Origin of the sequence: Arthrobacter sp. Ld5, from assembly GCF_051172775.1 — a bacterium.
GTDB lineage: Bacteria > Actinomycetota > Actinomycetes > Actinomycetales > Micrococcaceae > Arthrobacter_D.
In genome coordinates this window covers 87,731-101,860 of record NZ_JBPKBO010000005.1, presented here as the reverse complement: position 1 = coordinate 101,860, position 14,130 = coordinate 87,731, and the positions used below count along the sequence as shown (strand labels likewise).

The following is a 14,130-nucleotide window of genomic DNA, read 5'->3' as shown; positions in this document are numbered from 1 at the left end:
TGGGAACACGTATGTCGTCACACGTGCGGCCAGGGCCGCCAGCATGGAGGATGTTTTGACCTCGGTCAACCTAGGAATGCCAGCAGCACCGCCACCCGTCCTCGCGCCCCGGCGCAAGACCCGCCAGATCAAGGTGGGCTCGGTGGGGGTCGGGTCCGATTCCCCGATCAGCATCCAGTCGATGACGACGACGCCGACCACGGACATCAACGCCACCCTGCAGCAGATCGCGGAACTCACGGCCACCGGCTGCGACATCGTGCGCGTGGCCTGCCCGTCGGCGGACGACGCCGCGGCGCTGCCGATCATCGCGAAGAAGTCGCAGATCCCGGTGATCGCGGACATCCACTTCCAGCCGAAGTACGTGTACGCCGCGATCGACGCCGGCTGCGCGGCGGTCCGCGTGAACCCGGGCAACATCCGCAAGTTCGACGACCAGGTCAAGCAGATCAGCGACGCCGCGAAGGCCGCCGGCACCTCGATCCGCATCGGCGTCAACGCCGGGTCCCTCGACCCGCGCCTCATGGAGAAGTACGGGAAGGCCACGCCGGAGGCCCTCGTCGAATCGGCCGTCTGGGAGGCGTCCCTGTTCGAGGAGCACGACTTCCACGACTTCAAGATCTCCGTGAAGCACAACGACCCCGTGATCATGGTCCGCGCGTACGAGCTCCTCGCCGAGCGCGGCGACTGGCCCCTCCACCTCGGGGTGACCGAGGCCGGGCCGGCCTTCCAGGGCACCATCAAGTCCGCCACCGCGTTCGGCGCGCTCCTGTCCAAGGGCATCGGCGACACCATCCGCGTCTCCCTCTCCGCGCCGCCGGTCGAGGAGATCAAGGTGGGCAACCAGATCCTGCAGTCCCTCAACCTCCGCCCCCGCAAGCTCGAGATCGTGTCCTGCCCCTCGTGCGGCCGGGCACAGGTGGACGTGTACAGCCTCGCCGAGGAGGTGACCGCCGGCCTCGAAGGCATGGAGGTGCCGCTCCGCGTGGCCGTGATGGGCTGTGTGGTCAACGGACCCGGCGAGGCCCGCGAGGCCGACCTCGGTGTCGCCTCCGGCAACGGCAAGGGGCAGATCTTCGTGCGGGGAGAGGTCATCAAGACCGTGCCCGAGGACCAGATCGTGGAGACCCTGATCGAGGAAGCCATGCGGCTCGCGGAGGAGATGGGGGAGGCTGATGGCGAAACTGCTGGCCAGGGTGGCCCCATGGTTACCGTTAGCTAGGCCGCAGCCCGATCCGGAGGGGCCGTGGTCGTTCCGGGTGCTCGGCGAGGCGGACACCGCCGATCTCTGGACCCTCGTCGACGCGGACCCGGTAGCCAACGTCTTCGTCGCTTCGCACCTCGAGGCCACGCGCACAGCCGCGCCGTCGCTCGCGGGCGGCGAGGTCGTCGGGATGTTCCGCCACCAGGAGCTCCGCGCGGCCTGCTGGGCGGGGGTCAACCTCGTCCCGGTCGGCGTGACGGACGAGACGGGTGCCATCTTCGGCGACCATCTGGGCCGGTCGGGGCGCACCTTCTCCTCGATCTTCGGCCTGTCCGAGGGCGTGATGGACCTGTGGTCCACGCTCGAGGACTACAGTGCGGAGCCGTTCGACATCCGGCCCACCCAGCCCCTCATGGCCATCGACACCGACCCGCTCGTCGCCCCGGCGCCGGACCTGCGCTTCACCCGGCCCGACGAGCTGGACCGCCTCCTGCCGGCCTGCGCCGCGATGTTCGAGGAGGAGGTGGGCTACTCGCCCTTCCTCGGCGGGTCCGACCACTACCGCCGGCGGGTCGCATCCCTGATCGGCCGCCGGCACTCCCTGGCGGCGTTCGCCGACGACGGCACCGTGATCTTCAAGGCCGAGCTCGGCACCGTGTCCTCGCAGGCCGTCCAGGTGCAGGGCGTCTGGGTGCACCCCGACCACCGCGGGCAGGGCCTCAGCGCCGCCTACATGGCCGGCGTCGTCGTCGCCGCCCGCTCCCTGGCACCCACCGTGAGCCTCTACGTGAACTCCTACAACGCGCGCGCCATCGCGGCGTACAAGCGCGTGGGCTTCGAGCAGGTGGACACCTTCGCGACGATCCTCTTCTGAGGACCGTCCGTCGCGCGGCCGACGGCGGCGGGGCGGGCGGACCGGCTAGATTGGTACCTGTTGTTTCCCGCCGGACGGCGGGGGAGTGAATGGCAGTGCGCGATCCAGCAGCGCCCGATGAATACGAACGGACACCCGCGTGGTCTTACGACTCTCGACCCTTTTCCTGCGCACCCTGCGTGAGGATCCCGCCGACGCCGAAGTCGCGAGCCATCGCCTCCTGGTCCGGGCCGGCTACATCCGGCGCGCGGCCCCGGGCATCTACAGCTGGCTGCCCCTGGGCCTGAAGGTCCTCGCGCGGGTGGAGGGCATCATCCGCGAGGAGATGGAGGCCATGGGCGCCCAGGAGGTCCACTTCCCGGCGCTGCTGCCCAGGGAGCCCTACGAGGCCACCAACCGCTGGACCGAGTACGGCGAGGGCCTCTTCCGGCTCCAGGACCGCAAGGGCGCGGACTACCTCCTGGCCCCCACGCACGAGGAGATGTTCACGCTGCTCGTGAAGGACCTGTACAGCTCGTACAAGGACCTCCCGGTGAGCCTGTTCCAGATCCAGACGAAGTACCGCGACGAGGCACGACCCCGTGCCGGGCTCCTGCGGGGCCGCGAGTTCATCATGAAGGACTCGTACTCCTTCGACATCGACGACGAGGGGCTGGAGGCCAGCTACCAGCTCCACCGTGCGGCCTACCTGCGCATCTTCGAACGGCTCGGCCTCGAGGTCATCCCCGTGACGGCGACCGCCGGCGCGATGGGCGGCTCGAAGAGCGAGGAGTTCCTGCACCCGACGCCGATCGGTGAGGACACCTTCGTCCGGTCGGCCGGCGGGTACACCGCGAACGTGGAGGCCGTGACCACGGTGGTCCCCGACGCCGTCGACCACTCGGACGCCCCGGCGGCCGAGGTGCTGGACACCCCGGACACCCCGACCATCGACACGCTCGTGGCCGGAGCCAACGCCGTGTCCCCCCGCGGGGACCGGCCCTGGACCGCCGCGGACACCCTGAAGAACGTCGTGCTCGCCGCCGTCCTGCCCACCGGCGAGCGCGAGATCGTCGTCGTCGGCGTGCCCGGCGACCGCTCCGTGGACCTCAAGCGCATCGAGGCGAACATCGCGGGCCACCTGGAGACCGGCGGCGAGGTGGCCGTCGAGGCCGCCACCGAGGAGGACCTCAGGAAGCACCCCGGCCTGGTGAAGGGCTACATCGGCCCGGGCCTGACGCCCGATGCCGCGGTGCTCGGCGCCGAGTCCGCCACGGGCCTGCGCTACCTCGTGGACCCCCGCGTGGTCAGCGGGACCTCGTGGATCACCGGCGCCAACGAGCACGGCAAACACGTGTTCGGCCTGATCGCCGGTCGCGACTTCACCTGGGACGGCGTCGTCGAGGCCGTCGAGGTGCGCGAGGGCGACGAGGCACCCGACGGCTCGGGGCCGCTGGTCGCGGCCCGCGGGATCGAGATGGGCCACATCTTCCAGCTCGGGCGGAAGTACGCCGACGCCCTGGGCCTGAAGGTCCTCGACCGCAACGGCAAGCTCGCCACGGTGACCATGGGGTCCTACGGCGTCGGCGTGACGCGCGCCCTCGCAGCCCTCGCCGAGGCGAACCACGACGACCGCGGAATCATCTGGCCCCGCAACGTCGCGCCCGCCGACGTGCACATCGTCGCCACGGGCAAGGGCGCCGAGGTGTTCGAGGCAGCGGAGAAGCTTGCCGCGGAGCTGGAGTCGTCCGGCCTGACCGTGCTCTACGACGACCGCCCGAAGGTTTCCCCGGGCGTCAAGTTCGGCGACGCCGAACTCATCGGCGTGCCCACCATCGTCGTCGTCGGGCGCGGGCTCGCGGACGGCCTGCTCGAGGTCAAGGACCGGCGCACCGGCCAGACGCAGGACGTCGCCGTCGACGGGGCCGCCGCGACGCTGCGCGAACTCACAGCGCACTGACCTTGGCGGGTTCGGGACTCGAGGAGCTGCACCTCGCCACGATCCTGCTGGTCCTCGTCGCCGGCTTCGCGGCCGGGTGGGTGGACGCCGTCGTCGGCGGCGGGGGCCTGCTGCAACTGCCGGCGCTGCTCCTGGTGCCCGGCATCGCGCCCGTGGAGGCGCTGGCCACCAACAAGATGGGGTCCATCTTCGGGACGACGACGAGCGCCGTCACGTACTACCGGCGCGCCCACCCGGACCTGCGGACCGCGCTGCCCATGGCGGGCGTGGCCCTCGCCGGCAGCTTCGGCGGGGCCGTCCTCGCTTCGTCGCTGCCGGCGTCGGTCTTCAAGCCGATCATCGTGGTGGCGCTCATCGGCGTCGCCGTGTTCACGGCCCTGAAGCCCACCGTCGGGACGCTCACGAAGCTGCGGTACCAGGGCACGCGGCACTACGCGACCGCGTGCGCGATCGGCCTCGTCATCGGCTTCTACGACGGACTCATCGGCCCCGGCACCGGGTCCTTCCTGATCATCGCCATGGTCACGCTGCTGGGCTACAACTTCCTCGGCGCCAGCGCCAAGGCCAAGATCGTCAACATGGCGACCAACGCCGGCGCCCTCCTGTTCTTCCTGCCCAGCGGGTCCCTCCTGTGGGGCGTCGGGCTGCTGCTCGGCGTCGCGAACATGGCCGGTGGCTACACCGGGTCGCGGATGGCCATCAGCCAGGGCAGCCGCTTCATCAGGATCGTGTTCCTCCTCGTCGTCGGCGCGCTGATCGTCAAGCTCGGCTTCGACGTGTGGGTCGAGAACGTCAGCCCGCTCGTCGCGGGCTGACGGGCGCTCAGGGGACGGACAGCCGGCCGGCCGGCGGCAGCCCGTCCAGGGTCCGCCCGAGCACCGAACTCGCCACCCACAGCGACCGCTGGGCCTCGCCCGTGGAGCCGTGCGCCAGGTACGACAGCGCGTTGCGGACCTCGCGGACCACGGTCCACCCCCGGGCCAGCTCCGCGTCGAGGCCCGCGGCCCCGGCCAGCGCCCGGCAGTGCGCCTGCAGGTGACCGGCCGGGTCGCCGGCGTCGAGCTCGCCGAGCCTGTTCCACAGCATGGGTGCCACGGCGTATTCGGCGTCGCCCAGCACGGGCTTCGGATCGATCGCGACGAAGTCCCCCAGCCGGTGCGGCGAGGACGGCAGGAGGTTCTCGTAGTGCAGGTCCGCGTGCACGAGGACGTCCCGCTCCGACCGCCGGCCGAGGACCCCGCGCGACTGGCAGACTTCCAGGGCGGACTCCATGAGCCAGCGCGGGAACGGTTCGCCGAGGTCGTCCCAGTGGGCGGGAATCGTGTCCGTCCACTGCTCGGCCTCGGACGCGAGGTGGGGGAAGGCCGCCCAGGGCGCACTGTCGCCCGCCCGGAGGCAGAGCCGCCGCAGGACCGCGCCCCATGGCCCGGGGGTCTCGTCGAGCGGCACGTCCCGCAGGGAGCGGTCCCCGTCGAGGCGCTGCAGCAGCAGGGCGTGGTCGGGGCGCGACGACGCCAGCAGGCGGACCGCGCCCGCGCCGTCCCACAGCGTCAGCGCATCGGGCTCGGGCAGGGCCTCGTCGTGGGGGACGGTCAGTTTGAGGACGGCCGGGGTGCCGTCGCGCTGCAGCACCGGGAGGACGACGGCGCACCGGCCCGCCCAGGCGGGCTGCCCCGGCCGGAGGTCGAGGTCCAGGTCCCAGTCCTCGAGTCGCTCCGCGAGGAGGTCGTGCCACGTGCGCGTCCATCGCACCCCGCCGTCGATCGCCCGCGCGGACCGGGCGAGGGACGGCGGGAGATCGGGCAGGCCCGCGCGCGGGCCGGAGGCCGAGGAGCGCCCGCCCCCACCGCCACGGGGGTCGCTAGCCACCGGGCTGCTCCGCCGGGTCCGCGGGGGTGGCGTCCGGCGCCGCCGTGCCGACGGCCAGGCCGGGCAGGGCTTCGAGCGGCGCCCCGGCGTCGAGGCTGCGCTGGGCGGAGGCACTGAACGAGGCGACGGCCCAGGCCCGCTCCTCCGGTCCGACCGCGGCGATGAGGCCCGCGTAGAGCTCGGCGTGTTCCTGCTCGATGGCGCGGGTCGCGGCGAGGGGGTCGGCGCGGAAGTCCGGCCCGATCGCATACCCGGCAGGGGGCGGGTCCGCGGGCACGCAGAGGGCGGCCAGGCGATCGGTCACCGCCTCCGCGGCGTCGTCGTGGGTCGCCGCCGCGTCCAGGGCCTGCGCGGGATCGGGGAGCAGCGCCGCTGCGACCTCGTACGCGTACCGCGCCTGGTCCTCGGCGGTCCTCGCGTCGAGGAGGGCGCGGCGGTCGGCCGCGGTGCCGAGCGGGGTCCCGGTGCACTCCCCGGGTGCGGGCGCCGCGTCGAGGTCGACGGCGGACAGGGAGCCGTCCGCGGGCAGCCCCGGGTCCACGCCCAGGAGGTGGCCGAGCCGCAGGGCATGCCGCCACTGGTTCACCCCGGCGGCGGCGAGCACGCGCCCGGGGCCCGGATCCGCGCGGACCGCGTCCTGGAGGCTCTGCCGTGCGCTGTCGCGGAGGACCCCCAGCACGGCGGGGGCGTCGGCGGGGGCGTAGGCGGGTGCGGTTCCGGCCGGCGAGCCGGTGGCGGTACCGGTGGCGGGCGGTGCGGCCGTGCCGGGTTCCGCCGTCGGACCGGGGGAGCGCGGCAGGGCGACGGCGTCCGCCTGGTGGTCGAGGTCGAGCGCCACCGCGGACAGTTCCGCCGCCGTCTCCGGATCCAGACCGGGGGAGCCCACGAGTGCGCGTGCCTGGTCGGCCGCGGAGCGGTAGCGGTCCTCGGCGTCGAGCTGAGCCTGTTCGGAGGCGGAATGGACCCGCTGCTGCGGTTCCGCGGGGCCGACGCCCAGCCCGATGCCGACCACGAGGAGCATCCCGGCGAAGAGGCCCACGAGACCGACGGACCGCCGCGCCACGCGTCCGGCGCGGGATCCGCGGCGCACTCCACCGGCCTGCCGCTCGTTCGTCCCCGCCCCCGTCATCACAGTTCCCGATGATGTCACGGAGCGTCCCGTTTCTCCCGCCGATACACCGGGTGCCGCGGAATGTCGGTACTCTTGGAGCACAACATCATCGAGTGGGAGGCAGCCATGGCGGTCCGGTCCGGGAACGAAAATCACGCCTCGACCAGCAGGTCGGCCTCAGAGGCAGAACTGCAGGACGAAGCGCAGCGTCTCAGGACACGACTGAAGCCGGTCGTCGACCGGCACAACCTCTACCTCGAGGACGTCGAGGTCAAGGTCGCAGGGTCCCACCGCACGGTCCACATCGTCGTGGACCTGCCCGAGGAGACCACGGGGAGCGTCGGTTTCGATGTGATCTCCGCCATCTCGACCGACCTCTCCGAGGCGATGGACAGCCTGGAGGACGACGACCGTCCGTACAACCTCGAAGTGTCCTCGCCCGGGGTCTCCCGCCCCCTCACCGAACCGCGCCACTGGCGCCGCAACGTGGGGCGCCTGATCGAGGTGAAGCCCGTGACCGGTGACGTGGTCCTCGGCCGGCTGGAGGGCGTCTCGGACACCGGGATCCGGCTGATCCCGCAGCTGCCGGTCAAGAAGGGCATGAAGCCCAAGCAGGGCGATCCGCTCGCCCTCGAGTTTTCCAGGATCCGCAAGGGGACCGTGCAGGTCGAATTCGCGCATCCCGAGGATGAACACCACGACGACACCGATGGGGCCGATCCGGAGATCTCCGGCGCCGTGCACCACGCGTAAGGAGACCCACATGGATATCGATATGAGCGCGCTGAGGCTCCTCGAGCACGAGCGCGAGATTCCCCTCGACAAGCTGGTTCCCACGATCGAGCAGGCACTGCTCATCGCGTACCACCGTTCGCCCGGTTCGCACGAGACCGCCCGCGCCGAGCTCGACCGCCGCACCGGGCACGTCACCATCTGGGCCACGGAGAAGGACGAGGACGGTGCGCCCGTCGGTGAGTTCGACGACACCCCCACCGGCTTCGGGCGCATCGCGGCGAGCACCGCACGGCAGGTCATCCTCCAGCGCCTGCGTGACGCCGAGGACGACAACATCCTCGGGGAGTTCCGCGGCAAGGAGGGCGAACTCGTCGCCGGCATGATCCAGCAGGGCACCAACCCGCACATGATCCAGGTCAACCTCGGGTCCGTGGAGGCGGTCCTGCCGCCGCCGGAGCAGGTGCCGGGGGAGAAGTACCTGCACGGCTCCCGGCTGCGCGCTTTCGTCGTCGACGTGCACCGCGGCATGAAGGGGCCCTCCATCACCCTGTCCCGCTCGCACCCCGGCCTCGTGCGCAAGCTCTTCGAGCTGGAGGTCCCCGAGATCGCCGACAGGACCGTCGAGATCGTCGCCCTCGCCCGCGAGGCGGGGCACCGCACCAAGATCGCGGTGAAGGCGAACGTCCCTGGCGTCAACGCCAAGGGCGCGTGCATCGGCGAGATGGGCAGCCGCGTCCGCGCCGTCATGAACGAGCTGAACGACGAGAAGATCGACATCGTCGACTACAACGACGACGCCGCCGCCTTCATCGCGAGTTCCCTGTCGCCGTCCCGCGTGACCTCCGTGACGATCACCGACGAGGCCACCCGGTCCGCGCGCGTCGTCGTCCCGGACTACCAGCTCTCCCTCGCGATCGGCAAGGAAGGCCAGAACGCCCGCCTCGCCGCCAAGCTCACGGGCTGGCGGATCGACATCGTGTCCGACGCCGCGCAGCAGGCGTCGGTGGCGAAGGCCTGAGCCGCGGGTCCGGCGGCAGCATCAGAAGGGGTAGAATGGACGAGACTGCCGCCCGGCCGTTCCCGGACAAGGCTTCACGCCGACACGATCCCGGGAACCGACCGGCGGACGCACATCCGATACGCACCTGCGTGGGATGCCGCCGACGGGACCGCCAGTCACACGTGATGCGGGTTGTTGCACGACCGATGGATGGCCGAATGGCGGCCGTCATCGATGAGCGGCGCCGGTTATCCGGACGGGGTGCTTGGCTGCACCCCGACCCGGCATGCATGGAGACAGCCGTCAAGCGGAAAGCCTTCAACAGGGCCTTCCGCGGGCCGGTGGACACTGCCGATCTTGCAGCGTCCTTCCAGGCACATCTGGAGCGTCGACACGGACGCTCCGTACACACCGTCCTCCCTGAAAGCGGGTCAGTACCCTCATGGAAACCCGATGAGCACCCAGCGATGAGTGCGCAACGATGACCAATCCGTTGCGCTCGATCTTTGATCTGCCGGACGCGCTTGCGACTGGGATCAGCAGTAGGAAATAGACGGTTCGTGCCTGACTCGGTGCGGACCGAGACAGGAGAAATGTGGCCAAGGTCCGCGTACACGAGCTCGCGAAAGAGCTCGGTATCACCTCGAAGGACGCAGTTGCGAAACTGCAGGAACTGGGCGAGTTCGTCCGTTCGGCGTCATCCACCATCGAAGCCCCCGTCGTGAAGAAGCTTCGCGGCGCCTTCCCGGATGCCGCGCCGGCCGCGGCACCCCCCGCAGCATCACGCCCCTCGGCGCCCTCACCGGGTCCGAAGCCGGGTGCCGCGCAGGCAGCTCCCGAGGCGCCCGCCCCGGCGGCACCGGAAGCACCGAGCACCCCCGCACCGGCAGCCCCGGTCGCACCGCAGGCGTCGCCGTTCTCCGACGGTTCCGTCCCCGCTCCGGCAGCCCAGGACGCCCCGGCGCCCGCAGCGCCGAGTACCCCTGCGCCGGCGGCGCAGGACGCACCGGCGGAGCAGGCCACCCAGGCCGAGGCTCCCGGTGACGGGGCGCGTCCCGCCCCGCGCCCGGCAACGCCTCCCGCAGCACCCTCCGCGGGAACGACGCGCCCCACCGGCGCCCGTCCCGGCGGCGCTCCCCGCCCCGGCAACAACCCGTTCGCCCCCTCGCAGGGCATGGGCTCGCGCCGCGGCGACACCGATCGTGGTGCCGAGCGCGGGTCGGATCGTCCCCCGCGTCCCGGCAACAACCCGTTCGCCCCCTCGCAGGGCATGCCCCGGCCCGGTCGCCGTGACGACGCCCAGCAGCGTCCCGCCGCCGGCGCCGGCGGACCCCGCCCGGCAGCCGGTGCGGGTGGACCGCGTCCCGCGGCCGGTGCCGGCGGACCCCGTCCGGGCGCACCGCGTCCGGGTGCGCCCCGCCCCGCCGGAGCCCCGGGCTCCCGTCCCACGCCCGGCATGATGCCCAACCGCACCGAACGTCCCGTGGCCCCCGGCCGCGGAGCGCCCGGTGCCGGCCCGCGCCGGGGGCCCGGTGGAGCACCCAACAGCCCCAGCGGGGCACCCGCCGGCGGCGGCTTCGGCAAGGGCGGCCGCGGACGCGGCGGCACCGCCGGCGCCTTCGGCAAGGGTGGCGCCGGTCGCGGCAAGCAGCGCAAGTCGAAGCGTGCGAAGCGGCAGGAACTGGAGCAGATGTCGGCTCCGTCGCTGGGCGGCGTGAGCGTACCCCGCGGCGACGGCAACACCGTCGTCCGCCTGCGCCGCGGTTCGTCCATCACGGACTTCGCCGACAAGATCGAGGCGAACCCCGCCGCGCTGGTCACCGTGCTGTTCCACCTCGGCGAGATGGCGACGGCGACGCAGTCCCTCGACGAGGACACCTTCCAGGTGCTCGGCACGGAGCTGGGCTACCTGATCCAGGTGGTCTCGCCCGAGGACGAGGAACGCGAGCTCCTCAGCAGCTTCGACATCGACTTCGACGCCGAACTGGAAGCCGAGGGCGACGAGCAGCTCGAGGCACGCCCGCCGGTCGTCACGGTCATGGGCCACGTCGACCACGGTAAGACGCGACTGCTGGACGCCATCCGCAACACCAAGGTCGTCGAGGGCGAGCACGGTGGCATCACCCAGCACATCGGTGCCTACCAGATCCAGCACGTCCACGAGGAGGCGCCCCGCGCCATCACCTTCATCGACACCCCGGGCCACGAGGCGTTCACCGCCATGCGTGCCCGTGGCGCGAAGGTCACCGACATCGCGGTGCTCGTCGTCGCGGCCGACGACGGCGTCATGCCGCAGACCGTCGAGGCGCTGAACCATGCGCAGGCGGCCAACGTGCCGATCGTCGTCGCCGTCAACAAGATGGACAAGGAAGGCGCGAACCCGGACAAGGTCAAGGGCCAGCTCACCGAGTACGGCCTCGTCCCCGAGGAGTACGGCGGCGACACCATGTTCGTGCACGTCTCGGCGCTGCAGGGCATGGGCATCGACGAACTTCTCGAGGCCGTCCTGCTCACCGCCGACGCCGCGCTGGACATGCGGGCCAACCCGAACAAGGACGCCCGCGGCATCGCGATCGAGGCGAACCTGGACAAGGGCCGGGGTGCGGTCGCCACCGTCCTGGTCCAGTCCGGAACGCTGCACGTCGGCGACACGATCGTCGCCGGTACGGCCCACGGCCGTGTGCGTGCCATGTTCGACGAGAACGGCGACGTCGTCACGACGGCGGGACCCTCGCGTCCGGTCCAGGTCCTCGGCCTGTCCAACGTGCCCCGCGCCGGTGACACGTTCTTCGTCACCGACGACGAGCGCACCGGCCGCCAGATCGCCGAGAAGCGTGAAGCGGCGGACCGCAACGCGGCCCTCGCGAAGCGCCGCAAGCGCATCAGCCTCGAGGACTTCGACCAGGCCGTCGCCGAGGGCAAGGTCGACACCCTCAATCTCATCCTCAAGGGTGACGTGTCGGGTGCCGTCGAGGCCCTGGAGGACTCGCTGCTCAAGATCGACGTCGGCGAGGGCGTGCAGCTGCGCGTCATCCACCGTGGCGTCGGTGCGATCACGCAGAACGACGTCAACCTGGCCACGGTCGACAACGCGATCATCATCGGCTTCAACGTGAAGCCGGCGGAGCGCGTGGCGGACCTCGCCGAGCGTGAAGGCGTGGACATGCGCTTCTACTCGGTCATCTACGCCGCGATCGACGACATCGAGCTCGCCCTCAAGGGCATGCTCAAGCCGGAGTACGAGGAGGTGCAGCTCGGTACCGCAGAGGTCCGCGAGGTGTTCCGCTCCTCGAAGTTCGGCAACATCGCCGGTTCGATCGTCCGCTCGGGCATCATCCGACGCAACACCAGGGCCCGTGTCCTGCGCGACGGCAAGGTCATCGGGGACAACCTCTCCGTCGACTCGCTCAAGCGCTTCAAGGACGACGCCACCGAGGTCCGCACGGACTTCGAGTGCGGTATCGGCCTCGGCTCGTTCAACGATGTCAAGGAAGGCGACACCATCGAGACCTTCGAGATGCGGGAGAAGCCCCGCGCCTAGCAGGTAGCGCAGGTCGGGCGCCCCGGGTCCTCCGGGGCGCCCGACCTGTCGGTACCGCCGGAACCCGCCGAGGGTTCCTCACCAGACCAGCCCCAGTAGGAGTAACAGCAATGGCAGATCCGGCCCGCGCCGCGCGGCTCGCGCAGCGCATCAAAGTCATCGTCGCCGAGGCGCTGCGGCGCCGCGTGAAGGACCCGCGGCTGGAAGCCGTGACCATCACGGACGCGCGCGTCACGAACGACCTCCAGCACGCGACCCTGTACTACACCGTGCTCGGCGACCCGGAGGAGCAGCAGGCCACCCGGATGGCGCTCGAATCCGCCCGCGGCGTGCTGCGGTCGGAGGTCGGGAAGAACATCACGGCGCGGCTCACGCCCACCCTCGAGTTCGTCCCCGACGAGGTGCCGGTGAACGCCAGCCACCTCGAGGAACTCCTGCAGAAGGCACGCGAGCGCGACGCCGAGGTGGCGGCGATCGCACAGGGTGCCGACTTCGCCGGCGACGCGGACCCGTACCGCACGTCGGAGGACGACGAGGCGGCACGCTAGTCCCGGTCCCGCCCGGCAACGAACGGGAGGCAGCCGACCCGCCCGGGTCGGCTGCCTCCCGCGTTCACGGGGTGGGCCGGGTCCGCGGCGGGGCGGGGAGCCGGGAGAGCCCCTCGACGAGCTCGTCGGTCCGGCCGCAGAGGGCGATCCTGACCCAGCCCTCGCCGCGCGCGCCGAAGGCCGTGCCCGGGGCGAGCGCCACCCCGCGGTCCGCGAGGAACGAGCGGGTCCACGCGCGGACGTCGCCGCCGGTCGCGTGCGACAGGTCGGCCCACAGGTAGAAGGCGCCGCGGGCGTCGAGGTAGTCGATGCCCAGGCCGTCGAGGACCGCCGTCGCCGCGTCCCGGTTGGACCGGTAGTGCCGCAGTGCCGTGGACACGTAGTCCTGGGGGCCGGTGAGCGCGGCGACGGCGGCGTACTGCGACGCCGCCGAGACGCAGGACACCGTGGCCTCCATGATGTTGCTCAGCAGCGCCTCCATCCCGGGCGGCGTGACGAGCGCACCGATCCGCAGCCCCGTCAGCCCGTACGTCTTGGACAGCGTCAGCGACGTGATCACGCGTGGCTCCCGGGCCTCCGGGACCGCCTCCGGACCGCCGGCGTCGAAGCGTGCCGGGCTGACGTGCGGGACGTCGTAGGTGAAGGCCTCGTAGCACTCGTCGGAGACGATCCACAGGTCGTGCTCGTGGGCGAACCGCACGAGTTCACGCGTGAGCCCGTGCCCGAACACCGAGCCGAGGGGGTTCGAGGGGGAGTTCAGCAGGAGGACCTTCGTGCGCGCGGTGACGAGGCTCCGCAGGTCCTCGATCCGGGGCTGGAACCCGTGCTCGGGCACCAGCGGGTAGGGGACCTGCACCCCGCCGAGCAGGCCGACCATCATGGCGAACGTGGGGTAGCCCGGATCCGGGAGGAGCACCTCGTCACCGGCCCCGAGAAGGGTGCTCAGCGCGAGGTGCAGCCCCTGCTGCGCGCCGGCGACGACGAAGACGCGCGAGGGATCCTCGTCGACCCCGGACAGCCGCGAGAACCGTTCCGCGAAGGCAGCCCTGGCCGGCGCGATCCCGGCGTTGGGGGTGTAGTTCGTGTCGTCGCGGTCCAGTGCCGCCATGCCCGCCTCGAGGACGTGCCGTGCCACCGGGAAGCCCGGTTCGCCGATGCTGAGCACGATGGCGTCGGGAGTGGCCCAGGCCGCCTGCGTGATCTCGCGGATCTGGTTGACCGGGACGTTCACCACGTGGGCTGGAGCGGAGGGCATACGGAGGATGCTATCGCGCACGGGCGCTCCCGGTGCGGACCATATACTGGGAGG

At 71.6% G+C, this 14,130-nt stretch carries 12 protein-coding genes; 9 read left to right on the top strand and 3 right to left on the bottom strand.

The genetic code is table 11. The annotated features are described in order from the left end of the window. The first annotated feature begins 55 nt into the window (after window positions 1-55). The 4 genes from ispG (at window position 56) to ACSGDB_RS03005 (ending at window position 4,832) form a co-directional block, all read left to right on the top strand. Complete coding sequence (gene ispG / locus ACSGDB_RS03020) at window positions 56-1,222, top strand: flavodoxin-dependent (E)-4-hydroxy-3-methylbut-2-enyl-diphosphate synthase (RefSeq protein WP_434992740.1); 1,167 nt, start codon at window positions 56-58, stop codon at window positions 1,220-1,222. After that, window positions 1,176-2,078 carry a GNAT family N-acetyltransferase gene (locus ACSGDB_RS03015; RefSeq protein ID WP_434992738.1) on the top strand — a complete coding sequence of 301 codons (903 nt, stop codon included), beginning with the start codon at window positions 1,176-1,178 and terminating at the stop codon, window positions 2,076-2,078. The genes ispG and ACSGDB_RS03015 overlap by 47 nt, the downstream gene beginning before the upstream one ends. Window positions 2,079-2,217: 139 nt before the next feature. Then, window positions 2,218-4,017 carry a proline--tRNA ligase gene (locus tag ACSGDB_RS03010; protein WP_434992737.1) on the top strand — a complete coding sequence of 600 codons (1,800 nt, stop codon included), beginning with the start codon at window positions 2,218-2,220 and terminating at the stop codon, window positions 4,015-4,017. 2 nt (window positions 4,018-4,019) lie between these two features. Further along, the gene (locus tag ACSGDB_RS03005; protein ID WP_434992735.1) at window positions 4,020-4,832 is read left to right on the top strand and encodes a sulfite exporter TauE/SafE family protein; all 813 of its coding nucleotides are present in this window, start codon (window positions 4,020-4,022) and stop codon (window positions 4,830-4,832) included. A gap of 7 nt (window positions 4,833-4,839) precedes the next feature. On the opposite strand, the gene ACSGDB_RS03000 is transcribed toward ACSGDB_RS03005, so the two are convergent. Both ACSGDB_RS03000 and ACSGDB_RS02995 read right to left on the bottom strand, forming a co-directional pair. Next, complete coding sequence (locus tag ACSGDB_RS03000) at window positions 4,840-5,886, bottom strand: aminoglycoside phosphotransferase family protein (protein ID WP_434992734.1); 1,047 nt, start codon at window positions 5,884-5,886, stop codon at window positions 4,840-4,842. Further along, entirely contained in the window at window positions 5,879-7,015 is a 1,137-nt protein-coding gene (locus ACSGDB_RS02995; RefSeq protein WP_434992733.1) for a DUF4439 domain-containing protein, read from the bottom strand. The genes ACSGDB_RS03000 and ACSGDB_RS02995 overlap by 8 nt, the downstream gene beginning before the upstream one ends. 108 nt (window positions 7,016-7,123) lie before the next feature. Here ACSGDB_RS02995 and rimP point away from each other — a divergent pair, with 108 nt between their 5' ends. From rimP to rbfA, 5 genes are all read left to right on the top strand, one after another. Further along, window positions 7,124-7,750, top strand: coding sequence for a ribosome maturation factor RimP (gene rimP, locus ACSGDB_RS02990; RefSeq protein WP_434992943.1), 627 nt, complete (start codon window positions 7,124-7,126; stop codon window positions 7,748-7,750). A gap of 10 nt (window positions 7,751-7,760) precedes the next feature. Further along, window positions 7,761-8,750, top strand: coding sequence for a transcription termination factor NusA (gene nusA / locus ACSGDB_RS02985; RefSeq protein WP_434992732.1), 990 nt, complete (start codon window positions 7,761-7,763; stop codon window positions 8,748-8,750). Between the two features lie 35 nt (window positions 8,751-8,785). Beyond that, a complete protein-coding gene (locus ACSGDB_RS02980; protein ID WP_434992731.1) occupies window positions 8,786-9,217 on the top strand; it encodes a YlxR family protein in 432 nt (143 codons plus the stop codon). Between the two features lie 110 nt (window positions 9,218-9,327). Further along, window positions 9,328-12,273, top strand: a complete 2,946-nt coding sequence (infB, locus tag ACSGDB_RS02975; RefSeq protein ID WP_434992728.1) for a translation initiation factor IF-2 — start codon at window positions 9,328-9,330, stop codon at window positions 12,271-12,273. Window positions 12,274-12,383: 110 nt separating this feature from the next. Then, window positions 12,384-12,821: a 30S ribosome-binding factor RbfA gene (gene rbfA / locus ACSGDB_RS02970; protein ID WP_055772560.1), complete on the top strand. Its 438-nt coding sequence runs from the start codon at window positions 12,384-12,386 to the stop codon at window positions 12,819-12,821. A gap of 64 nt (window positions 12,822-12,885) precedes the next feature. On the opposite strand, the gene ACSGDB_RS02965 is transcribed toward rbfA, so the two are convergent. Further along, window positions 12,886-14,076: a pyridoxal phosphate-dependent aminotransferase gene (locus ACSGDB_RS02965; protein WP_434992726.1), complete on the bottom strand. Its 1,191-nt coding sequence runs from the start codon at window positions 14,074-14,076 to the stop codon at window positions 12,886-12,888. Between the last annotated feature and the right edge of the window lie 54 nt (window positions 14,077-14,130).